We start from the raw sequence: 23,095 nt of genomic DNA, 5'->3' as shown, positions 1-23,095 counted from the left end.
TGGGCCGGATTCCGGGGTCGGTATGCGGACAACGGTCACCGGACAGGTCACCCGTTGCGGGGCATTCGGCACCGGAGGGTGACCGCAAGGGCCCCCGTCCGTGGAATGATTGGCCGACGACGACCGGCGACGGGGGAGGAGCGGATGGGGGATCACTTCGGGCTGGGGCCCGCGACAGTGCCGGTCGTGGGGGTGTCGCCCGGCCTCGGGGCCGAGCCCGACTACGGACCGCACCGGGGGGAGCCGATCCGCGTCCTGGTGGTGGACGACCACGCGCTGTTCCGCCGCGGCCTGGAGATCGTGCTGGCCGAGGAGGAGGACATCACCGTCGTCGGCGAGGCCGGGGACGGCGCGGAGGCGGTGCTCAAGGCGGCCGACCTGCTGCCCGACATCATCCTCATGGACGTCAGGATGCCGCGCCGCAGCGGGATCGAGGCCTGCACCGCGATCAAGGACGTCGCACCCAGCACCAAGATCATCATGCTGACGATAAGCGACGAGGAGGCCGACCTCTACGAGGCGATCAAGGCGGGGGCCACCGGCTACCTGCTCAAGGAGATCTCCACCGACGAGGTCGCCACCGCGATCCGCGCGGTCGCCGACGGGCAGTCCCAGATCAGCCCGTCCATGGCGTCCAAGCTGCTCACCGAGTTCAAGTCGATGATCCAGCGCCGTTCCGACGAGCGGGACTTGGTGCCCGCGCCGCGACTGACGGACCGGGAGCTGGAGGTGCTGAAGCTGGTGGCGACCGGGATGAACAACCGGGAGATCGCCAAGGAGTTGTTCATCAGCGAGAACACCGTGAAGAACCATGTGCGCAACATCCTGGAGAAGCTGCAGCTGCACTCCCGGATGGAGGCCGTGGTGTACGCGATGCGGGAGAAGATCCTCGAAATAGGGTGACCGGTGGGCCCGGTGGGCCCGGCGGGCCCCGACCGCCGGGGCGGTCGGGGCGTCCCGTGCGGGCTTCCGGTCAGTCCAGCAGTCGTTCCAGCGCCGGGCGCAGCGACTCGTCGTGCAGCGCCTCGACCCGGACGGCGTCGCAGCCCACCCAGCCGGCCGCCTCGCGCAGCGCGTCGGCCAGCGCCTCCAGGTGCCGGGGGGAGTCCAGCGAGACCTGACGCGCCACCAGGGTCCGCCCCTCGCGGGCCGGGTCGACCCGGCCGACGAGCCGGCCGCCGGTCAGGACCGGCATCGCGAAGTAGCCGTGCACCCGCTTGTGCTTGGGGGTGTACGCCTCCAGCCGGTGGAGCATGCCGAAGATCCGCTCGGTGCGCGGGCGGTCCCAGACCAGCGAGTCGAACGGCGACAGCAGCGTGGTGCGGTGGCGGCCGCGCGGCGTCGTGGCGAGCGCCTCGGGGTCGGCCCAGGCCGCGCCGGGGCTGCCGTTCGGGCCCCAGCCGGCCACCTCGACCGGGACCAGGCCGGAGTCGGGCAGCACCGCGTCCACCTGCTCGGCGCGCAGCCGGTAGTAGTCGACGATGTCGGCCCGGGTGGCCACGCCGAGGGCCGCGCCGGACTGGGCGACCAGGGTGCGCAGGCACTCGGCGTCGTCCGGCTCGGCGGCGAACAGCTCGGCGGGGACGGCCTGTTCGGCCAGGGCGTAGACGCGCTTCCAGCTCCGGCGCTCGGTGCAGACCACGTCACCGAAGGCCAGCGCCCGCTCCACCGCGATCTTGGTGTCCGACCAGTCCCACCAGTCGGCGGTCTTCTTGGCGCCGCCCAGCTCGGTGGAGGTGAGCGGGCCCTCGGCGCGCAGCTTGTCCAGCACCGAGCGGTAGGTCTCCGCTTCGCCCTGCTTGCCCCAGACGTGCGTCTTCGCGCGGTAGCGGCGGCGCCGGAAGGCGAACAGCGGCCACTCCTCCATCGGCAGGATGCACGCCGCGTGCGACCAGTACTCGAAGCTCGTGCCGGAGCCCCAGTACGCCGTCTCGACCGCGGGGCGGCCGACCGCGCCGAGCCGGGCGTACGGCACGAGTTCGTGGGAGCGGGCCAGCACCGAGATGGTGTCGAGCTGGACGGAGCCGAGCCGGCGCAGCATCCCGCGCACCCCGCCGCGGCGGTCGGGCGCGCCGAGCAGGCCCTGGGCGCGCAGGGCGATCCGGCGGGCGTCGTCGGCACCGAGCGCGGTCACCGGGGCGGGGAGGGAGGACGGGCCCGAGGCCGGGCCAGGGGTCGAGGCGGTCATGCCGGCGAGCCTAGAGGCGGCCACCGACAACGCGCCCGTCCGTCCGGAGTCCTGGGGGCTCGGGCGGACGGACGCAATGCCGGTGCGGTGCGGGCCGGGTCAGTCGGCGAGGTCGCCGGGCAGCAGGGAGGCGATCCACGAGTCGTGGAACTGCCCGCGCTGCTCGGCGTACGCGCGCAGGGTGCCCTCGAAGCGGAAGCCGACCTTCGCGGCGACCGCGCGGGAGCCGTCGTTGCCCACGTAGGCGAGCCACTCCAGCCGGCGCAGGCCGAGTTCGGCCAGTCCGTAGCGGGCCACCGCGGTGGCGGCCTCCGCGGTGTAGCCGCGGCCGCGGAACTCCTTGGTCGCCCACCAGCCGATCTCGGCGACGGTCCCCCCGGCGCGGAGCGCCAGCCCCTGGGTGCCGACCAGGGCGCCGGACTCCCGCTCGAACACGCACCAGACCGGGTTCTCGCCGGTCCGCCAACCGTTGAGGGCAAGATCGGACACGAAGTACTCGGCGTCGCTGCGCTCGTACGGACTCGGGACGACCGTCCAGCGCTGGATCTCCGGGTCCTGGCAGGCGGCGTTGATCGCGTCGATGTCCGACTCGCGCGGAGCGCGCAGCACGAGGCGCTCGGTGGTGAGGACGACGGGCTCGCGGGCGGTGTCGGCGGCGGGCGGGCCGGACTGCTCCCCGGCGCGGGGTTCGGGGCTTTCTTCCATGGGCGGATTATTTCGTCCAGAGATGAATCCGAGCATCCGATTAACGGTCCTGGGTGCCCAACTCTCCGGACGGCTGCCCGGTTTGCCCCGGTGGGGAATGCTATCGGGGCATGTGCTCGCAGGGGTGACACGGGAATACCGTGCTGACGCACCTCCCGAGGCATTGGGCTCCTCGCATACGATGGCCCGTGCGGTGGGGTGGATCCGCCGTGCAGTCGTCCAGTGCCAATACAGGCAAGGAGCCCGCTCACGTGTCCGTCTTCGACAAGATCCTGCGCGCCGGCGAAGGCAAGATCCTTCGCAAGCTGCAGCGGATTGCCGCCCAGGTCAACTCCATCGAAGAGGACTTCGTCAACCTCACCGACGCCGAGCTTCGCGCCCTGACGGACGAGTACAGGCAGCGACTCGTCGACGGCGAGTCCCTGGACGACATCCTCCCCGAGGCCTTCGCCACCGTTCGCGAGGCCGCCAAGCGCGTCCTCGGCCAGCGGCACTACGACGTCCAGATCATGGGCGGCGCCGCGCTGCACCACGGCTATGTCGCCGAGATGCGCACCGGTGAGGGCAAGACCCTCGTCGGTACGCTGCCCACGTACCTGAACGCGCTCACCGGCAAGGGCGTGCACCTCATCACGGTCAACGACTACCTCGCCGAGCGCGACTCGGAGTGGATGGGCCGGGTGCACCGCTTCCTCGGCCTCGAGGTCGGCGTGATCCTCGGCAACATGACGCCCGCCGAGCGCAAGCGCCAGTACGGGATGGACATCACGTACGGCACCAACAACGAGTTCGGCTTCGACTACCTGCGCGACAACATGGCGTGGTCGAAGGACGAGCTCGTCCAGCGCGGCCACAACTACGCGGTGGTCGACGAGGTCGACTCGATCCTCATCGACGAGGCCCGGACCCCGCTGATCATCTCCGGCCCGGCCGACCAGGCGACCAAGTGGTACGCCGACTTCGCCAAGCTGGTGCTGCGCCTGAAGATCGACCGCGACTACGAGGTCGACGAGAAGAAGCGCACCGTGGGCATCCTCGAGGAGGGCGTCACCCGGGTCGAGGACTACCTCGGTATCGACAACCTCTACGAGTCGGTGAACACCCCGCTCGTCGGCTTCCTGAACAACGCCATCAAGGCCAAGGAGCTGTACAAGAACGACAAGGACTACGTCGTCATGAACGGCGAAGTCATGATCGTTGACGAGCACACCGGCCGTATCCTGGCCGGCCGCCGCTACAACGAGGGCATGCACCAGGCGATCGAGGCCAAGGAAGGGGTGGAGGTCCAGAACGAGAACCAGACCCTGGCCACCATCACCCTCCAGAACTTCTTCCGCCTCTACGACAAGCTGGCCGGTATGACCGGTACCGGTACCACCGAGGCGGCCGAGTTCCACCAGATCTACAAGCTCGGTGTGGTGCCGATCCCCACCAACAAGAACCCGCTGCGCATCGACCAGCCCGACCTCATCTACAAGTCGGAGCCAGCCAAGTTCGCGGCCGTGGTCGAGGACATCGCCGAGAAGCACGAGAAGGGCCAGCCGGTGCTGGTCGGCACCGTGTCGGTCGAGAAGTCCGAGTACCTGTCGCAGGAGCTGCGCAAGCGCGGCATCCCGCACGAGGTGCTGAACGCCAAGCACCACGAGCGCGAGGCGCAGATCGTCGCCCAGGCGGGTCGCAAGGGCGCCGTCACCGTCGCCACCAACATGGCCGGCCGAGGCACCGACATCATGCTCGGCGGCAACGCCGACCACCTCGCGGCGGCCGAGCTGGCGCAGCGCGGGATCACCCCGGAGGACAACCCGGAGGAGTACGAGGCCGCGTTCCCGGCCGCGCTGGAGAAGGCCAAGGCGGCCGTGAAGGCGGAGCAGGACGAGGTCAAGGAGGCCGGCGGCCTCTACGTGCTCGGCACCGAGCGGCACGAGTCCCGCCGTATCGACAACCAGCTGCGCGGCCGCTCCGGCCGTCAGGGCGACCCGGGCGAGTCCCGCTTCTACCTGTCGCTCGGCGACGACCTGATGCGCCTGTTCAAGGCCGGCATGGTCGAGCGCGTGCTCTCGATGGCCAACGTGCCCGAGGACGTGCCGATCGAGTCGAAGATGGTCACCCGGGCCATCGCCTCCGCGCAGACCCAGGTCGAGCAGCAGAACTTCGAGATCCGCAAGAACGTCCTCAAGTACGACGAGGTGCTGAACCGCCAGCGCGAGGTCATCTACGGCGAGCGCCGCCGGGTCCTGGAGGGCGAGGACCTGCAGGAGCAGGTCGGCCACTTCATGGACGACACCGTCGAGGCGTACGTCAACGCCGCCACCGGCGAGGGCTTCGAGGACGACTGGGACCTCGAGAAGCTCTGGACCGCGCTCAAGCAGCTCTACCCCGTCACCCTGGACCTGGCCGAGCTGGAGGAGGAGGCCGGCGGCGCCGCGGGCCTCACCTCGGAGTTCCTCACCAAGGCCATCCAGGAGGACATCCAGGGCCAGTACGGCGCCCGTGAGGACCAGCTCGGCGAGGAGATCATGCGCGAGCTGGAGCGCCGGGTCGTCCTCTCGGTGCTCGACCGCCGCTGGCGCGAGCACCTCTACGAGATGGACTACCTCCAGGAGGGCATCGGCCTGCGGGCCATGGCGCAGCGCGACCCGCTGGTCGAGTACCAGCGCGAGGGCTTCGACATGTTCACCGCGATGATGGAGGGCATCAAGGAGGAGTCCGTCGGCTACCTGTTCAACCTGGAGGTCCAGGTCGAGCAGCAGGTCGAGGAGGTCCCGGTCGAGGACGCCCAGGTGCTGCTCGACAAGCTGGAGAAGGACGCCCCCCGTCCGGAGATCAAGGCCAAGGGCCTGGAGGCCCCGAAGCCGCAGCGGCTGCACTACACGGCCCCCTCGGAGGAGGTCGGCGGCGGTGTGGTCGAGGGCGAGTTCGACGACCTCGGTGCCGAGGACGAGGGCGACGGTCTGACCCGCGCCGAGCGCCGCAAGGCCGCCAAGTCGGCCAAGGGCCGCCGCCGCAAGAGCTGAGGCCGGGCCGACCGGTCCGGTCGGCCGCCGCACCGGGCGCCGCTCCCCCAGGGGGGCGGCGCCCGGCGTCGTTCCCGGGGGTGTCGGGGGAGCCGGAGGTGTCGGGGGTGCCGCAGCGGTGTCCGCCCACCGGGCGGGCGGGGACGGGCGCGAGTAGGGTCCGGGGCGGCTCACCGGGCCTCCACGGCGGTGCACTGCCACTGGCCGGACGGCCCTCGCGGCTCCAGCCGGAACGCCACCATGTGGTGCCGGCCGCCGAGGTCGACCCGGACACAGGCCTCGACGGCGCCCGGCGCGGGCGAACGGTCGTGCACCGGACCGAGCCTCGGCCGCTCGCCGCCCCGGGTCCCGCGCAGGGTGCCGGCCCGGACCAGGGCCGACAGCTGGCCGTAGCAGTCCAGGGTGGTGTGGCGCAGCAGCTGTCCGGAGGGCCGGGAGCCGGTCAGGACCTCCACCAGCCGGTGCGCGAACCGTGTACTCAGGCCGCCCTGCGGGTCGGGGGCCGGTCCGTCGGCGCAGGCCGTTCTGGGGTGGCGGGGGCGTCGCGGTTCGGCGGCCGCCCGGTGGTCCCGGGCGGTGCCGCGCGGGCGGTACGGGCGTGCCGACAGGACGGCGGGCGGGGCGAGCGGGGGAGCGGCGCGGTTCGGGCATGCGGTCATGGGCCTTCCTCGGAGCGGTGGGCGGGTCGGGGCCCGGTCGGGGCCTGGTCGGCTGCTGCGGTCGGGCTGCTGCGGTCGGGGTGGTGCGGGTCGGGACATTGCGGGTCGGGGTGCTGCGGTCCGGGTCCGGGCCAGGGTGGTGCGGGTGCGGACGGGTTCCTTGTTAGCGGCCGTCCGCAGCGGGCGGCAACGGCTTTGCGCGGGGCGCCCCGGCCTCCGGAAAGTTCACCTATCCGGGTGAGTCGGCCCGTGCGGGAACGGGTTCGGGCCGGAGCCGGTCGCTACCGGGTTGACGCACCGGGAAGAGCGGGAAAGCCCGAAAGAGGACGGTCGGGTTCGCCAGGACGGGCGTTGCGGCCCCGGCCGGTCGACGCGCAGGATCGGAGACCGGAGCCGGATCGGGCCGCCCGCCGCGCGCCCGCTCCGGACCAGCACCGCCCCGACGAGGACAGGCGGCCGGCATGACGACATGGGTATCCGGGACACGGCCGACGGCGCCGAGGGCCGCCGGGGCTCCCCGGCGCGGTCTGGTGCTGGGCGGCGGGGGCATGCTCGGCGCGGCCTGGACGGTGGGCGCGCTCTGCGCGGTGGAGGAGGCGACCGGCCGCCGGGCCGGTGACGCGGACGTGGTGCTCGGCACCTCGGCCGGTGCGATCCTGGGCGCCCTGCTGGCCGCCGGGGTCGGCGCCGACCAGCTCCGGGACCACCAGCGGGGACTGCCGATCACGTCCGGGCCGCTGGCCGGCGTCGACTTCGACTACGACACGGCGGTCGGCGGCGCGCTGCCACCGCGGCCCCGGGCAGGCATCGGCTCGCCGGGGCTGCTGCGGGACGCCGTGCGGCACCCGCGCGAGTACCCGCTGCTCACCCTGGTCTCGGCGATGGCCCCGCACGGCCGGGGTTCGCTGGAGCCGGTGGGCGCGCTGGTCGGCGGCCTGTTCGGCGGTGCCGGGGCGACGGCCACCGGGGCGGCCGGAGTGACCGGGGCGGCCGGGCGCGCGTCGGCGCTGCGGGTCGTCGCGGTGGACTACCGCAGCGGCCACCGGGCGGTCTTCGGCGACCCGGACGCCCCGCCCGCCGGCCTCGGCGAGGCGGTGATGGCCTCCTGCGCGATCCCGGGCTGGTTCGCCCCGGTCCGGGTGGGCGGGGCGGACTACGTGGACGGCGGCTGCTGGTCGGCCACCAACGCCGACCTGCTGCTCGGCCGGGGCCTCGACGAGGTGTACGTCCTGGCGCCCATGGCGCTGTGCAGCGACCCTCCGGGGCGGCCGCAACCGGGGCACTCGGAGTCCGTCCCGGGCGCGTCCGGATTCGCGCGCGCCCGGCGCGGGCGCGACCTGCCGCGCGGGGTGCTCGCCCAGTTGGTCGGCCGCTACCGCAGGGCGGTGACCCGGCAGCTGCTGCGCGAGGCAGGACTGCTGCGGGAGGGCGGCGCCCGGGTCCACCTCCTCGCGCCCGCACCCGCGGACCTGGCCGTGATGGGGCCGAACATGATGGATCCGTCCCGCCGGGGCCCGGTCCTGGAGAGCGCGCTGGACACCTGCCGCCGGGTCCTGGCAGCCGCCGGCTGATCCGGGTCGGGCCGACGGGACAGCCGGCGGGACGGGCCCCGGAGAGGCGCCCGGTGGGCCCGCCGGGACGCGCGCACGGCCCGCCCGGAGGGCCGACCGGTGCACGGGTGATCGCGGCGCCGCCTCCGGAGCTTATTCTTGGGGACGCTGGAAGCTGTGCCGCTGGACGAACCGGAGAGTGCCACCGATGCGCGTGTACGTGCCCACCACCCTGACCGGCCTGGCGGCGGCGCACTCGGGCGGCGCGCTGGAGCAGTCCGCGGCGTACGCCGTGACGCCCGCGCTGCGCGAGTGGTACGTCAGCGACGACCTGGAGGAGCTGGAGTACGCGGCCCTCAACCGCGCCGCCCAGTCCTCGCTCCGCCTGCTGGCCGCCGAGCCGGACGCCCCGCGCCGCCGGGTCGTGATCGCGCTCGACGTCGCGGACTCGGCCGTGACGCCGTTCCCCGGCGACGAGTACCAGGACCAGGCCTCGCTGGGCCGGGTGGTGCTGGCCGGGCCGCTGAAGCTGGCCAAGGCCGCCGCCGTGCACGCCGATGTCGCGGACAGCGACGTGGTGGCCGATGTGGCGGCGGCGGTCGGGGCGGTGGTGGCCGCGGACGCGGGCGACCAGGACGCCCAGTTCACCGTGGACGGCGCCGAGGACCACGACCTGCTGTGGTTCGCCACCCAGGAGATCGCCGGCCTGCTGGCCTGAGCCCGCGCGTGGTCCCGCACCACGAGGACCACGAGGACCAGGGGTCCCGGCCGCCGTGAGCCCCGTCCTACCGGTCCGCCCGGCCGCGGCGCTACCGTTCGGATGTGCGCACTCATATCGTCTGGGACTGGAACGGAACGCTCTTCCACGACATGGAAGCTGTGCTCGGAGCGAGCAACGCGGCGTTCGAGACCATCGGCGTCGGGCCGATGACGCTGCAGGAGTACCGCGAGCAGTACGAGATCCCGATCCCCCGGTTCTACCAGCGGCTGCTCGGCCGGCTGCCCTCCGAGGCGGAGTGGCTGCGGCTGGACGACGCCTTCCACGACCGCTACCACCAGCTGAGCGCCGCCTGCGGCCTCACCGACGGCGCCCTTGAGCTGCTGGACGGCTGGCGGGCGGCCGGGCGGAGCCAGTCGCTGCTGTCCATGTACGAGCACGACCGGCTGCTGCCCGTGGTCGAGGGCTTCGGCCTGACCGGGCAGTTCCTGCGGGTGGACGGGCGCAGCGGCCCGGCCGGCGGGCAGAAGGCCGAGCACCTGGTCCGGCACCTGGCGGCGCTCGGCACCCAGGTGGACCCGGCCCGCACCGTGCTGATCGGGGACGCGGCGGACGACGCGCTGGCCGCGCTGGAGGCGGGCGCGCACGCCGTGCTCTACACCGGCGGCTCGCACACCAGGGAGAAGCTGGAGCCGGTCGGTGTGCCGGTGGTGGACAGCCTGGCGGAGGCGGTGGAGCTGGCCGGCCGGATCACCGGCTGAGGCGTTCCCCGGCGGCGGACCGGCCTCGGCCGGGCGGCGGAGAGGCGGTGGACGTGGCGCGCGCCACTCCTCCGTTGGCGTGTCCGGGCGGGCGCGGCGCCCCCGCGCTGGTCAGGCTGGACGGGTGCCGGGCCCGTCGTCGGAACGGGCCGGCCGCCCCACCAGGAGCGGAGCCCGCCCATGCCCATCGACGCAGTCACCGACGTCCCGGTCCCGGGCAACGAGCCGGTGCTCGGCTACGCGCCCGGCAGCCCGGAGCGGGAGCGGCTGGTGCGCCGGCTGGACGAGCTGGCGGCGGAGCCGGTCCCGCTGCCGATGACCATCGGCGGCGAGCAGCGGTTCGGCGGCGGCGAGCGGATCGACGTCGTCCAGCCGCACCACCACGCGGCGAAGCTGGGGGTGCTGGGCAACGCCACCCGGGAGGACGCCAGGGCCGCCGTGGACGCCGCGCTGGCCGCCGGGCGGGAGTGGCGCGGACTGTCCTTCGACGACCGGGCCGCGGTCTTCCTGCGCGCCGCCGACCTGCTGGCCGGACCTTGGCGGGAGACGCTCAACGCGGCGACCATGCTCGGCCAGTCCAAGACCGCTCAGCAGGCGGAGATCGACTCGGCCTGCGAGCTGATCGACTTCTGGCGCTACAACGTCCACTTCGCCCGGCGGATCCTGGCCGAGCAGCCGGTCTCCTCGCCCGGGGTGTGGAACCGCGTCGACCACCGCCCGCTGGAAGGCTTCGTCTACGCGGTCACCCCGTTCAACTTCACCGCGATCGCCGGGAACCTGCCCACCGCGCCGGCGCTGATGGGCAACACCGTGGTGTGGAAGCCGGCGCCGACCCAGACGCTGGCCGCGTACCACCTGATGCGGCTGCTGGAGGCGGCCGGGCTGCCGCCCGGGGTGATCAACCTGGTCACCGGCGACGGGCAGCAGGTGTCCGCGGTGGCGCTGGCGGACCCGGCCCTGGCCGGGCTGCACTTCACGGGTTCCACCGCGACCTTCCAGTCGCTCTGGCAGACGATCGGCGCCAATATCGGCGGCTACCGCGGCTACCCCCGGATCGTCGGCGAGACCGGCGGCAAGGACTTCCTGCTGGCGCACCGCTCGGCCGACCCGGACATCCTCAAGGCGGCGCTGATCCGCGGCGCCTTCGAGTACCAGGGCCAGAAGTGCTCGGCGCTCTCCCGCGCGTACCTGCCGCGCAGCCTCTGGCAGCGGATCAAGGACGACCTGCTCGCCGAGGTGGACGCGCTGCCGGTCGGCGACGTCACCGACCTGTCGAACTTCATGGGCGCGCTGATCGACCGGCGCGCGTTCGAGCGGAACCGGGACGCGATCGAGCGGGCCAAGGCCGATTCGACGGTGGAGCTGGTGGCCGGCGGCCAGTACGACGACGCGATCGGCTGGTTCGTCCGTCCGACCGTGCTGGTCTCCTCGGACCACCGCAACGAGATGTTCCGCACCGAGTACTTCGGCCCGATCCTGGCGGTGCACGTCTACGAGGACTCCCGCTGGGAGGACGTGCTCGGCCGGGTCGACGCGGGCGCCCCGTACGGGCTGACCGGCGCGGTGGTCGCCCAGGACCGCTACGCGATCGCGCAGGCCCTGGAGGCGCTGCGGTTCGCCGCCGGGAACTTCTACATCAACGACAAGCCGACCGGCGCCGTGGTGGGCCAGCAGCCGTTCGGCGGCGGCCGGGCGTCCGGCACCAACGACAAGGCGGGCGCGCCGCAGAACCTGCTGCGCTGGACCTCGGCGAGGTCGATCAAGGAGACGTTCGTGCCGCCGACCACCCACGTTCATCCGCACATGGGCTGAATGCCGACCGTGTGCACACCTGCTCCGCACGAAGTTCCGGCTTTCGGCGCAAACCGGCAGGCTGATTGGACAAGCTGTCCAGGACGGCCCGATCTTCCTGCAGGTTTGCGCCTGCTTGTCCCCTGACACCTTCGATTGATCCCGTTAGGCTGGCTGGCGTCGTCGGGTGGCTCCGCAGGCCGAACGTTGCGTCCTACCCGCTGCAGAGGTGTTCCATGCGCGCCATGGGGCCTTTTCAGCTGGATGGTGCGGCAGGATTGCGGAAGACCCCGGCGGTGGATCCCGATACCACCACCGAGTCACGCAACGGCGCGCGACAGGAGCCAAGAAGTCATGCAGACCAAGCTGGACGCAGCCAAGGCCGAACTGCTCAGGAAGGCAGCAGCAGCCGCTGAGAACAGCCAGGTGGGGGGAGCGGCGCCGGGGGAGGGACTGAGCAACGGCGCTCTGTCCGCGTACCTGCACCACTACTACCTCCACACGGCGGCCGAGGACCTGGTCGACCGCGACCCGGTCGACGTCTACGGCGCGGCCGCCTCGCACTACCGCCTGGGCCTCAAGCGTCCCCAGGGCACCGCCGAGGTGCGGGTCCACACCCCCTCGGTCGAGGAGAACGGCTGGTCCTGCGGCCACACCGTGGTCGAGGTCGTCACCGACGACATGCCGTTCCTGGTCGACTCGGTGACCAACGAGCTGTCCCGCCAGGACCGCGCGATCCACATCGTCATCCACCCCCAGCTGGTCGTCCGCCGCGACATCACCGGCAAGCTGCTGGAGATCCTCGACGTCGACGCCTGCGCCCGCAGCCAGGCCTCCGGCACCGAGTGGCCGGCCGACGCGACCGTCGAGTCGTGGATGCACATCGAGGTCGACCGCGAGACCGACCGCGACGACCTGCGCGAGATCGAGACCGACCTGCGCCGGGTGCTCGGCGACGTCCGCGAGGTCGTCGAGGACTGGACCAAGATGCGCGACTCCGCGCTGCGTCTGGCCGACGAGCTCGCCGAGCAGCCCCCGGCCGGCCTGCCCGAGGAGGAGGTCGGCGAGGCCTGGGAGCTGATGCGCTGGCTCGCCGACGACCACTTCACCTTCCTCGGCTACCGCGAGTACGACCTGGTCGAGCACGAGGGCGAGGAGGTCCTCAAGGCCGTCGCCGGGACCGGCCTCGGCATCCTGCGCTCCGACCCGATCGGCCACGACGACCAGCACCACGCCGTCAGCGAGGCCTTCGGCCGGCTGTCCGCGCCGGTGCGCGCCAAGGCCCACGAGAAGAAGCTGCTCGTCCTCACCAAGGCCAACAGTCGGGCGACCGTGCACCGCCCGTCCTACCTCGACTACGTCGGCGTGAAGAAGTTCGACGCCAACGGCGTGGTCATCGGCGAGCGCCGCTTCCTCGGCCTGTTCTCGGCCGCCGCCTACACCGAGTCGGTCAGCCGCATCCCGGTCGTCCGCCGCAAGGTCCAGGACGTCATCGTCGACTCCGGCTTCTCCACCGAGAGCCACGACGGCCGCGACCTGCTGCAGATCCTGGAGACCTTCCCCCGGGACGAGATCTTCCAGACCCCGGCCGACGAGCTGCTGCAGATCGCCACCAGCGTGCTCTACCTCCAGGAGCGCCGCCGGCTGCGGCTGTTCCTGCGCCAGGACGAGTACGGGCGCTACTTCTCCGCGCTGGTCTACCTGCCGCGCGACCGCTACACCACCCGCATCCGGCTGCGCCTCATGGACATCCTGATGCAGGAGCTCAACGGTGCCTCGATCGACTACACGGTCTGGTCGACGGAGTCGGTGCTGACCCGACTGCACTTCGTCGTCCGGGTCACCCCCGGCAGCGAGTTGCCGCACCTGACGGACGCCGAGATCGAGCGGATCGAGGCCAAGCTGGCCGAGGCCGCCCGGTTCTGGATGGACGGGTTCAACGACCAGCTGCACATCGAGCTGGGCGAGGAGAAGGCGGCCGAGCTCTCCCGCAAGTACGCCAACGCCTTCCCCGACGGCTACCGCGCGGACTTCACCGCGCGCACCGCGGTCGCGGACCTCAAGCAGATCGAGTCGCTGCACGGCGAGGGCGACTTCCGGCTGAACCTCTACCAGCCGGTCGGCGCTGGCGACGACGAGCGCCGCTTCAAGATCTACCGGGTGGGCGGCCCGATCTCGCTCACCGAGGTGCTGCCGGTCCTCCAGCGGCTGGGCGTCGAGGTGCTCGACGAGCACCCGTACGCGCTGACGCGCTCCGACCACACCACCGCCTGGGTGTACGACTTCGGCCTGCGGCTGCGCGAGGCCGTCGAGCTGACCGACGAGGCCCGCGACCGCTTCCAGGAGACCTTCGCGGCCACCTGGACCGGCAAGGCCGAGAACGACGGCTTCAACAACCTCGTCCTGACCGCCGGGCTGACCTGGCGCCAGGCGATGATGCTGCGCGCCTACGCCAAGTACCTGCGCCAGGCGGGCTCCACGTTCTCCCAGGACTACATGGAGGACGCGCTCCGCAACAACACCCACACCACCCGCCTGCTGGTGAACCTCTTCGAGGCCCGGCTCAGCCCCAGCCACCAGCAGGGCGCGCTGGAGCTGACCGAGGGCATCCTGGAGGAGTTGGACGGCGCGCTGGACGAGGTCGTCTCGCTGGACGAGGACCGCATCCTGCGCTCCTTCCTGCACCTCATCAAGGCCACGCTGCGGACCAACTTCTTCCAGCACGACGGCACCGGCGAGTGGCACTCCTACGTGTCGATGAAGTTCGACCCGAAGGCCATCCCGGACCTGCCGGCCCCGCGCCCGGCGTTCGAGATCTGGGTCTACTCGCCGCAGGTCGAGGGCGTGCACCTGCGCTTCGGCAAGGTCGCCCGCGGCGGTCTGCGCTGGTCCGACCGGCGCGAGGACTTCCGCACCGAGATCCTCGGCCTGGTCAAGGCGCAGATGGTGAAGAACACCGTCATCGTGCCGGTCGGCGCCAAGGGCGGCTTCGTCGCCAAGCAGCTGCCGGACCCGTCGGTGGACCGTGACGCCTGGCTGGCCGAGGGCATCTCGTCCTACAAGACCTTCATCTCGGCGCTGCTGGACATCACCGACAACCTGGTCGGCGGCGAGGTCGTCCACCCGGCCGACGTGGTCCGCCACGACGAGGACGACACCTACCTGGTCGTCGCCGCCGACAAGGGCACCGCGACCTTCTCCGACATCGCCAACGGTGTCGCCGAGTCCTACGGCTTCTGGCTGGGCGACGCGTTCGCCTCCGGCGGCTCGGCCGGCTACGACCACAAGGGCATGGGCATCACCGCCCGCGGCGCCTGGGAGTCGGTCAAGCGCAACTTCCGCGAGCTCGGCCACGACACCCAGTCCGAGGACTTCACCGTCGTCGGCATCGGCGACATGTCCGGTGACGTCTTCGGCAACGGCATGCTGCTCAGCGAGCACATCCGCCTGGTCGCCGCCTTCGACCACCGCCACATCTTCCTGGACCCGAACCCGGAGGCGGCCTCCTCGTACGCCGAGCGCCGCCGCCTGTTCGAGCTGCCCCGCAGCTCCTGGGACGACTACGACAGGTCGCTGATCTCGGCCGGCGGCGGGATCTTCCCGCGCAGCGCCAAGTCGATCCAGCTCACCGCGCAGGTCCGGGCCGCACTGGGCGTCTCCGACACCCGGCTCACTCCCGCCGAGCTGATGAAGGCGATCCTCCAGGCGCCGGTCGACCTGTTCTGGAACGGCGGCATCGGCACCTACGTCAAGGCCTCCACCGAGACCAACGCCGAGGTCGGCGACAAGGCCAACGACGCCATCCGCGTCAACGGCGAGCAGGTCCGCGCCCGCGTCGTCGGCGAGGGCGGCAACCTCGGCTGCACCCAGCTCGGCCGCATCGAGTACGCGGCCTCCGGCGGCCCGGAGGGCACCGGCGGCTGGATCAACACCGACGCCATCGACAACTCGGCCGGTGTGGACACCTCGGACCACGAGGTCAACATCAAGATCCTGCTCAACCAGGTGGTCGCCGACGGCGACATGACGGTCAAGCAGCGCAACACCCTGCTCGCCGAGATGACCGACGAGGTCGGCCACCTCGTCCTGCGCAACAACTACGCGCAGAACGTGGTGCTGGCCAACGCGGTCGCCCAGGCGCACAGCATGGTCAACGTCCACTCCCGGATGATCAACCGGCTGGAGTCGGCCGGCCAGCTCGACCGGGGCCTGGAGTACCTGCCCACCGAGCGGCAGATCCGCGAGCGCCAGCAGAACGGCCGGGGCCTGTCCCAGCCCGAGATGTCGGTGCTGCTCGCCTACACCAAGATCACCCTGGCCGAGGAGCTGCTCGCCACCGACCTGCCCGACGACCCGTTCTTCCGCACCGCGCTGCACGAGTACTTCCCCAGCGCGCTGCGGGCCCGGTTCGCCGAGCAGATCGACCGGCACCCGCTGCGCCGCGAGATCATCACCACGCTGATCGTCAACGACACGATCAACCGCGGTGGCTGCACCTTCGCCTTCCGCCTGAAGGAGGAGACCGGCGCGACCTACGAAGAGGTCGCCCGCACCCACACCGCTGCCCGGGCCGTCTTCGGCCTGGAGGAGATCTGGTCCGAGATCGAGGGCCTGGACAACCGGGTCCCGGCCCGGGCGCAGACCAAGATGCGGCTGCATTCGCGCCGTCTGGTCGAGCGCGCGACCCGGTGGATGCTCAACAACCGGCGCCAGCCGCTGGACATCGCCGGCACCATCGAGTTCTTCCACGACCGGGTCAACCAGGTGTGGGGCTCGCTGCCCAAGCCGCTGCGCGGCGAGGACCTGGTCTGGTTCGAGCACGTCTACGGGGAGCTCGCCGGCGCCGGTGTGCCGGAGGAGCTCGCCACCCGGATCGCGGGCCTGTCCTCGACCTTCCCGACCCTGGACATCACCGAGGTCGCGGACCGGTCCGGCAAGGACGTCGCCCAGGTCGCCGAGCTCTACTACGACCTCGCCGACCGGCTGCAGATCACCCACCTGCTCGACCGCATCATCGAGCTGCCCCGCACCGACCGCTGGTCGTCCATGGCCCGCGCCGCCATCCGCGAGGACCTCTTCGCGGCCCACGCGGCGCTGACCGCCGACATCCTGGCCTGCGGCCCCGAGGGCGCGACCCCCGAGGAGCGGTACACGGCCTGGGCGGAGCTCAACGCGACCCTGCTGAACCGGGCCAAGAGCACCCTCGACGACATAAGGGGTTCGGACAACTACGAGCTGTCCAGCCTCTCGGTCGCGATGCGTGTCATCCGGACCCTGCTCCGCACCGGTTCGATGCGCTGACGAGGCTGTAGCGGTTCAACGGCGGGCCCGCGTCCTCGGTGGACGCGGGCCCGCCGCTTCGTGTGCACACACGTTCGGTACGGTGACCCCGAACGAGGGGATTGATCACTGTGTCGAAGTCATGGGCCGGGCGGACCGGAGAGACCGGGCAGGTCGGGCGGGCCGTACGGATCGGGCGACCGGGGCGTCTGACGGGAGCCGCACTGGCGGCCGCGCTGCTCGCCGGAGCGGCGGCCTGCGGGTCGAACGGGGCGGGCGCCGACGGCGCCGGGGCGGTCGCGGGCCGGGCCGGTGCGCCGTCGACCGCGAGCCCCACGCCGTCCGCGACCCCGGAGCCGTTCTCCGCCCTCGGCTACCGCGGGCTCAAGCCCGGGATGACCAAGGAGGTCGCGCTGGCCGCCGGGGCCCTGGAGGCCGCCCCGGTGTCACTGGTCAACGGCTGCACCGACTTCGCGTACCGTGGCGGACCGGCCCCGGACCCGGTCCGGATGGCCGCCGAGGAGGCGCTCCAGGCCAAGTACGTCCAGGCCGACGCCCGGAACGAGGCGGCGAGGAAGGAGACGGAGGTCTTCCCGGCCCCTCCGGCCAGCTACTCGGCGAAGGACGTCAAGAGCTTCACCGACCGGATGGCGGCCTTCCAGGAGAAGTCGAAGGCCCGCCAGGAGGCGCACGAGCAGCTGATGAAGGTGTTCGACGAGCTGAAGGCGGCCCGCGAGGCCCGGGACCTGGCCTTCCTCACCACCGGCCGGGCCGGCTTCGGCCTGGAGGGCCTGCGCGAACTGGTCGCCCCCGCCGGTGCGCGCACGGCGGAGGGCATCGGGGCCGGCTCCACGGTCGCGGAGCTCAAGGCGGCCTACGACGCCCAGGGGCTCCAGCTCGGCAAGGACGGCAAGTACACCCTGTGGGCCGGGATCGGCCAGGTCGAGCAGGGGTGGCGGTACGAGTTCACCGTCGACGCCGACCGGGTGACCGGCCTCGCCCTGGCCAACCGCGACACCTACTGCTCCTGAGCCGCTCCCGGAACCGCTTCGGAACCGCGACACTGCCGCGGACAGGTGGAGGTGTGGAGCTGTCACAGCGGGGACGGATACGGAACGGGGACCAATGGGCGTTCGGGGAGCTTTTCGATCAGTCGGCAGACGACCTGTACCGGTACGCGGTGCGGGTGTCGGGGGACTGGGCGGTCGCGGAGGACATCGTCCAACTGACCTTCCTGGAGGCGTGGCGGCTGCGCCACAAGCTGCGCGAGAGCGACGAGCCGGTCCGCCCCTGGCTGTTCGGGGTCGCCGCCAACGTGCTGCGGAACACGACCCGGGCGGCCCGGCGGCACCGCGCCGCGATGGAGCGGCTGCCGCCCAGGGACGTGGTGCCGGACTTCGCCGACGAACTCGTCGGGCGGCTTGACGACAGCGCCCAACTGGCCGCCGCGCGGCGGGCCCTGGAGCGGTTGCGGAAGGCGGAGCGGGAGGTGTTCGGCCTCTGCGTCTGGGCCGGGCTCGACTACGCGAGTGCCGCCGAGGCGCTCGGGGTGCCGGTCGGAACGGTGCGTTCGCGGCTCTCGCGCGCCCGCACCAAGCTCCGGGCGCTCGCCGAGGAAGAACTGCAGAAAGGGCGGGAACTCCGCCCCGAGCCCGGACAGGTACGGGTTGGCCGCACCGATGCGGCCCGGTCGACACGGGAGACGAACCGATGAACGAGCACGAGCGTGCCGAGCTGGCCCGGCTGTTGCCGCCGCCGGCGCGGCCCGAACTCTCCTCAGACCGCCACCGGCTGTTGAGGGGACATCTGATGAGTGAGATCCGGGACACGAAGCCCGCGCTGGTCCGGCGGGGCAAGTTCGGCTGGGTGGCGATTCCGGCCCTGGCGGGCGGTCTGGCCCTGGCGATGGTCCTGCCGGGCGGCAGTGACGGCGCGGCCTCCAAGGCCCCGCTGGCCCAGCAGCAGAGCGGGCAGGTCCAGGGCGAGCAGCCGGCCGAGAGCGGCAGCACCACGCTGAACGTCGCCCCGGTCGCCGCCGTCCAGCTGCTGACCCAGGCCGCCGACACCGCGGCCGGCAAGCCCGACCCGAAGCCCGGCAAGAACCAGTTCGCCTACATCGACAGCCTGGTGTCCTTCGCGGGTTCCAACGCGAACGGCGAGACGAAGATCGACGCGCCGCACCGCCGCCAGATCTGGCTGTCGGTGGACGGCAGCCAGTGGGGCGTCCTGAAGGAGGAGGGCAAGTTCGGCAAGGGCGAGGCCGCTGCGAAGGAAGGGGACAAGCGCCCCGCACCGCGCCCCGACGGCGGGCTGTGGCTCGACCCGACCAAGAAGCCGAGCATCGGCGCGCCGACCTACAACTACCTGGCCGGTCTGCCGACCGACCCGGACGCGCTGCTGAAGAAGATCTACGCCGAGACCAAGGGCCAGGGCCGCACCCCTGACCAGCAGGCGTTCGGGACCATCGGGGACCTGCTGCGCGAGCAGATCGCCCCGCCGGCCGTCAGCGCCGCCCTCTACCGCGCCGCCGCCAAGATCCCCGGCGTCACCGCGGTCGCGGACTCGGCGGACGCCTCGGGCCGCCACGGTGTCGCCGTGGCGCACGTGGACAGCGGCGTGCGGACCGAGTGGATCTTCGACCCGAAGAGCCACGAGTTCCTCGGCGAGCGCGAGGTCGTCGTCACCGACGGCGACTTCGGCAAGGCCGGCACGGTGATCGGCCACACGGCGGTGCTGAGCCGCTCGATCACCGACAAGCCGGGCGACGAGCCGAAGCAGAACAACGCCTGATCACGTCCTGAACGAAGCTGTGGGGCCCGGTGGAAGCGGGCCCCACAGCCGTTTCGGGGCCGCAGCAAGGATATAACTTGCAACGAATATAACTTGAGGCGCATAGTTGGCCCGTGGCATGGGAAGTCTCGTTACATGAAGAGGTCGTTGCCTGGTTCGTTCGGCTCGTGGAGGATGAGCCGGAGGTCGCGGACCAAGTCTCGGCGGCCATCGACAAGCTCGAAGCCGACGGACCCACGTTGGGCCGACCACTTGTCGACCGGATCAAGAAGTCGAGGCATCACAACATGAAGGAGCTCCGGCCTCGCGCCGGTGGTGCGGTCGAGATCCGCATCCTCTTCGCGTTCGATCCCGACCGTGAAGCAATCCTCTTGGTGGCGGGCGACAAGACGGGCGCCTGGAACCAGTGGTACGACGAGAACATCCCTGTCGCGGATGCCAGGTTCGACGAGCATCTCCGAGCGCTCAAGGAAGGCGAGAAGTAGATGGCCAGGTCCTGGAAAGAGGTCCGGCCCGAGGTTGTCACCGACGAAGCCCGGGTCGCGGCGCACCGCGCCAAACTCGATGCCGAAGTGCGGGCCTACCGTCTCGCGGAGATCCGCAAGGAGCAGGCGCTGACGCAGGTCGAGGTGGCCGAGATCATCGGCGTGACCCAGCCGAATGTGTCCCGGCTGGAGAAGGGCGACCTCGACGGCGCAGCTCTGGCGACGATTCGCGCCTACGTGGAGGCGCTCGGAGGCAGGCTCCGCCTGGTCGCCGATTTCGGCGACCGCCAGCTCGTCATTCAGTAATGCGGAGGTATGTGACGGTCCCGCCCGGCTTGCCGGTGCGAGCCCTGTCCGGACCTCGTGGCTCTTCGACCCGAAGAGCCACGAGCTCCTCGGCAAGGCCGGCACGGTGGTCGGCCACACGGCGGTGCTGAGCCGCTCGATCACCGACAAGCCGGGTGACGAGCCGAAGCAGACCAATGCCTGATCACGTCACGATGAAAGCCGTGGGGCCCGGTGGAAGCGGGCCCCACGGCCGTTTCGGGGCAGTGCTGTCGCGAAGTCCGGCTCCATCGCACCTGCCTGCCGTTCGCACTCTTGCCGAGGGCACATGGCCCGTCAAGGGGGTGCCGTGGCCCGGATCTCCTCCTCGGTGGAGGGCGGCGCGGGCGAGGGTGGCGCCAACGGCGGCGGTGACCGGGGCGCTCGGGACGACCGCGGTGCATGAGCGGCAGGGCCCGGGGCGGCGGACCGGGTCGTGGCAGTGGGGGCACTCGGAGTACGTGGCAGGCGCGGCCCCGGCGCGCGGCGGCGGGAGTTTGCGCCGGAGCCGGTCGCGGAGGAGTGCGACCGGCGAGTGCAGCTGGGTGGGCAGGCCGGGCAGCAGGGCGTGGGCCAGGTCGGTAGCCGTACTGCCGTGTTCGAGCCATTGGCGGACGAGAGGTGCGAGCGCCTGCGCCTCGGCGAGCCCGAGGCGCAGGCGCGGTTCGGGTCTGATGGCGCGGAAGAGTGCTGCTACGGCTGCCCGGGTCTGCTCGTCGGGCAACTCGGCCGGGAGGGTGGGTACTTCTTCCGGGTTCTTTACAGGAGGGGCGTCAGGGCGGCCGGTGCCCCGTACACCGGCGACCGGACGGGCGACACCCGGTGGCACGAGCTGGGGGAGGTCGAAGACGTGGGCCTCGGAGCGGATGGTCCCGTCGGGGCGCCGGACGCGGACGACCCAGTAGTACCCGGCGTCGGTGAGTTCCTTGAGCGCCCGGCGGACGGTGCCGCGCCCCTGGGGGCTGGTGTCCGCCATGTGTCTGCCGTCCTCGCGCCACCCGTCGGGGCGCGAGAGGAGATCGGCGAGGAGTCCGCGGGCGGTGAAGCTGAGCCGCCGGTCCTGCAACAGGCCGTTGGGAAGCACGGTGAATGAGCGCGTGTGGGCGCTACGATGAATCTGCATCTGGAGTTGTCGCTCCTGGTGCCGGACCCCGGGGTGTTGCTGCACCGCCGGGGTCTTCTATGTTCTGTTGATAATGCGGAACGTAGCACATTCGCCACGGAGCGTGTGAAGCGATCGAACTGCGAAGGGTGGGGTCGGGGGTGCTGCCCCCGGCCCCACCCCTGGGTATCGGGGTCATGTGGCGGCCCCGATCGGGTAGGGCCCGCACTCGCACCGGACGACCTTGCCCGGCCCCTCGGTGCGGGCGGAGTGCCCCCACTTGAGGGCGAGGGCTTCGACGAGGAGCAGGCCGCGGCCGCACCCGTCGGTCGCGGCCGGCTGCCGGGGGACGGGCGGGTACTCGCTCGCGTCGTGGACCTCGATGCGGAGGCGGGTGTCGTCGACGTCGAAGAAGACCCGGATCAGCCGCCCGGGCATCCCCGAGTGCAGCACGGCATTGCCGACCAGCTCCGAGGTGAGCAATTCGCCGACCTCCAGGAAGTCCTGGCCGCCCGGCACGGTGTCGAGCAGCTCGCGCAGCATCCGCCGCGCGAGCTGCGGCGATCTGCGGGAGCGGGGGAGCCAGGCGTTGCGCGCGGAATTCGGGTCGGTGGGCCTGTCGGTTCCGGGCATGGGGGAGCCGCCTCCGGTGGGTTGGGGGGTGTCCGGGCGAACTGGCAGCCCGGTGGAGGGTGATGGGCACAGGAATGCCCGAGTGGTCATCACTCAGCGTGGACAGGTGAGCCACTTTGGGTAGCATGCGCCCGGAGTCGGAATCTTCGCAACTGTTCTTCGAAGAACAATTTCCGATCTTGGTAAATAGGTACCCTGAGGCCATTCCACCTGTGGAGTCGGGGAGTTGATCACTTGTCCCAGTTACGCCCATCAGTTCGACGCCGTCGCGTGGCGAGCCTGCTCATTCGTCATCGGGAAGCGGCAGACCGAACGCCCGACGAGGCGGCGAAGCGGATCGACTGCCATCGTTCGAAGATCAGCCGTATGGAGAATGCCTGGCTGCCGATCTCCAGCAGCGAGTTGCGTGATCTGCTGACGTTCTACGGCGTGGACGACCCCGTGTATGTGGAGGAGGTCGTCGCGCTCAACCGGAAGGGCTCGGAGCGAGGTTGGGCGCAGCAGTTCGACATCTCCCCACCCTCGTATGTCGACTACATCGACTACGAGGAGAGCGCCAGCCACATCCGCTCGTTCCAACCGATGATGGTGGCGGGCCTGTTGCAGACGGCGGACTATGCGCGCGCGATCTACGAGGCTTCACCATTTGACATCCCGCCGCAGCGGATCGATGAGCTGGTGGCGGTGCGCCTGCAACGGCAGAGGTTTCTGGATCACGCTGAGTCGTCCAGGCTCAGCGTGATCCTGGGAGAGGCCGCACTTCGTGGACAAGTAGGCGGAGTGGGGGTCATGCGGTCACAGTTGGAGCACCTGCGGCAGGTGAGTGACCGCCCGAACATCGAGTTGCAGGTGCTTCCGTTCAGCGCGGGTGCTCATGCGGGAATCATGGGCTCGTTCGTGCTCTTCAGCTTCCCGACTTCGGCCTTCTCCGATGTCGTGTGTCTGGAGCATCGGGCAGGCATGCTCTATCTGGAGACGCAGGAGGAGACGTCTGCCTATACGCTCACGTTCGACTCGCTGCGGTCGAGTGCGTTGAGCGTCTCCGAGAGCCTCGACCTACTGGCCCGGGTCGGAGGAGAGTTGTAGCTCGGTATC

The 23,095-nt window shown here is 71.4% G+C and carries 18 protein-coding genes; 13 read left to right on the top strand and 5 right to left on the bottom strand.

The genetic code is table 11. The annotated features are described in order from the left end of the window. Positions 1-144: 144 nt before the first annotated feature. Positions 145-903 (top strand): response regulator, encoded by a 759-nt coding sequence (locus tag OG715_RS17350; RefSeq protein ID WP_266269699.1) that lies wholly within the window; start codon positions 145-147, stop codon positions 901-903. Between the two features lie 70 nt (positions 904-973). Here OG715_RS17350 and OG715_RS17345 read toward each other — a convergent pair whose 3' ends face one another. Together OG715_RS17345 and OG715_RS17340 are read right to left on the bottom strand one after the other, a co-directional pair. Continuing rightward, positions 974-2,188: a winged helix-turn-helix domain-containing protein gene (locus tag OG715_RS17345; RefSeq protein ID WP_266269698.1), complete on the bottom strand. Its 1,215-nt coding sequence runs from the start codon at positions 2,186-2,188 to the stop codon at positions 974-976. A 99-nt stretch (positions 2,189-2,287) separates the two neighbouring features. Continuing rightward, the gene (locus OG715_RS17340; RefSeq protein WP_266269697.1) at positions 2,288-2,893 is read right to left on the bottom strand and encodes a GNAT family N-acetyltransferase; all 606 of its coding nucleotides are present in this window, start codon (positions 2,891-2,893) and stop codon (positions 2,288-2,290) included. Between the two features lie 251 nt (positions 2,894-3,144). On the opposite strand from OG715_RS17340, the gene secA reads away from it, so the two are divergent. Beyond that, a complete protein-coding gene (gene secA, locus OG715_RS17335; protein ID WP_266269696.1) occupies positions 3,145-5,907 on the top strand; it encodes a preprotein translocase subunit SecA in 2,763 nt (920 codons plus the stop codon). A gap of 170 nt (positions 5,908-6,077) precedes the next feature. On the opposite strand, the gene OG715_RS17330 is transcribed toward secA, so the two are convergent. Continuing rightward, positions 6,078-6,566, bottom strand: coding sequence for an Rv3235 family protein (locus OG715_RS17330; protein WP_266269695.1), 489 nt, complete (start codon positions 6,564-6,566; stop codon positions 6,078-6,080). A 461-nt stretch (positions 6,567-7,027) separates the two neighbouring features. Between OG715_RS17330 and OG715_RS17325 the strand changes: the two genes are divergently transcribed. From OG715_RS17325 to OG715_RS17280, 10 genes are all read left to right on the top strand, one after another. Further along, on the top strand, positions 7,028-8,137 hold the full coding sequence (locus tag OG715_RS17325; RefSeq protein WP_266269694.1) for a patatin-like phospholipase family protein: 1,110 nt from the start codon (positions 7,028-7,030) through the stop codon (positions 8,135-8,137). 187 nt (positions 8,138-8,324) lie between these two features. Beyond that, positions 8,325-8,834, top strand: a complete 510-nt coding sequence (locus OG715_RS17320; protein WP_266269693.1) for a DUF6912 family protein — start codon at positions 8,325-8,327, stop codon at positions 8,832-8,834. A gap of 104 nt (positions 8,835-8,938) precedes the next feature. After that, entirely contained in the window at positions 8,939-9,595 is a 657-nt protein-coding gene (locus OG715_RS17315) for an HAD family hydrolase (protein WP_266269692.1), read from the top strand. A 186-nt stretch (positions 9,596-9,781) separates the two neighbouring features. Next, entirely contained in the window at positions 9,782-11,407 is a 1,626-nt protein-coding gene (pruA, locus tag OG715_RS17310; RefSeq protein ID WP_266271711.1) for an L-glutamate gamma-semialdehyde dehydrogenase, read from the top strand. 333 nt (positions 11,408-11,740) lie between these two features. Further along, on the top strand, positions 11,741-16,687 hold the full coding sequence (locus OG715_RS17305; RefSeq protein ID WP_266269691.1) for an NAD-glutamate dehydrogenase: 4,947 nt from the start codon (positions 11,741-11,743) through the stop codon (positions 16,685-16,687). A 110-nt stretch (positions 16,688-16,797) separates the two neighbouring features. Continuing rightward, positions 16,798-17,697, top strand: a complete 900-nt coding sequence (locus OG715_RS17300; RefSeq protein ID WP_266269690.1) for a hypothetical protein — start codon at positions 16,798-16,800, stop codon at positions 17,695-17,697. A 53-nt stretch (positions 17,698-17,750) separates the two neighbouring features. Then, entirely contained in the window at positions 17,751-18,380 is a 630-nt protein-coding gene (locus OG715_RS17295) for an RNA polymerase sigma factor (RefSeq protein WP_030394290.1), read from the top strand. Then, complete coding sequence (locus OG715_RS17290) at positions 18,377-19,456, top strand: CU044_5270 family protein (RefSeq protein ID WP_266269689.1); 1,080 nt, start codon at positions 18,377-18,379, stop codon at positions 19,454-19,456. Before OG715_RS17295 ends, OG715_RS17290 begins: the two co-directional genes overlap by 4 nt. Before the next feature lie 113 nt (positions 19,457-19,569). Beyond that, positions 19,570-19,941, top strand: a complete 372-nt coding sequence (locus OG715_RS17285; protein ID WP_266269688.1) for a type II toxin-antitoxin system RelE/ParE family toxin — start codon at positions 19,570-19,572, stop codon at positions 19,939-19,941. Continuing rightward, entirely contained in the window at positions 19,942-20,247 is a 306-nt protein-coding gene (locus OG715_RS17280) for an XRE family transcriptional regulator (RefSeq protein ID WP_043474747.1), read from the top strand. Between the two features lie 184 nt (positions 20,248-20,431). On the opposite strand, the gene OG715_RS17275 is transcribed toward OG715_RS17280, so the two are convergent. Both OG715_RS17275 and OG715_RS17270 read right to left on the bottom strand, forming a co-directional pair. Further along, positions 20,432-21,388, bottom strand: a complete 957-nt coding sequence (locus tag OG715_RS17275) for a helix-turn-helix domain-containing protein (protein WP_266269687.1) — start codon at positions 21,386-21,388, stop codon at positions 20,432-20,434. Positions 21,389-21,562: 174 nt separating this feature from the next. Continuing rightward, the gene (locus tag OG715_RS17270; protein WP_266269686.1) at positions 21,563-22,000 is read right to left on the bottom strand and encodes an ATP-binding protein; all 438 of its coding nucleotides are present in this window, start codon (positions 21,998-22,000) and stop codon (positions 21,563-21,565) included. A 270-nt stretch (positions 22,001-22,270) separates the two neighbouring features. Here OG715_RS17270 and OG715_RS17265 point away from each other — a divergent pair, with 270 nt between their 5' ends. After that, positions 22,271-23,086 carry a helix-turn-helix domain-containing protein gene (locus tag OG715_RS17265; RefSeq protein WP_266269685.1) on the top strand — a complete coding sequence of 272 codons (816 nt, stop codon included), beginning with the start codon at positions 22,271-22,273 and terminating at the stop codon, positions 23,084-23,086. Positions 23,087-23,095 lie beyond the last annotated feature (9 nt).

The organism is Kitasatospora purpeofusca, from assembly GCF_036010405.1.
Classification (GTDB): Bacteria; Actinomycetota; Actinomycetes; order Streptomycetales; family Streptomycetaceae; genus Kitasatospora; species Kitasatospora purpeofusca.
This window is presented reverse-complemented; position numbering and strand designations above follow the sequence as displayed.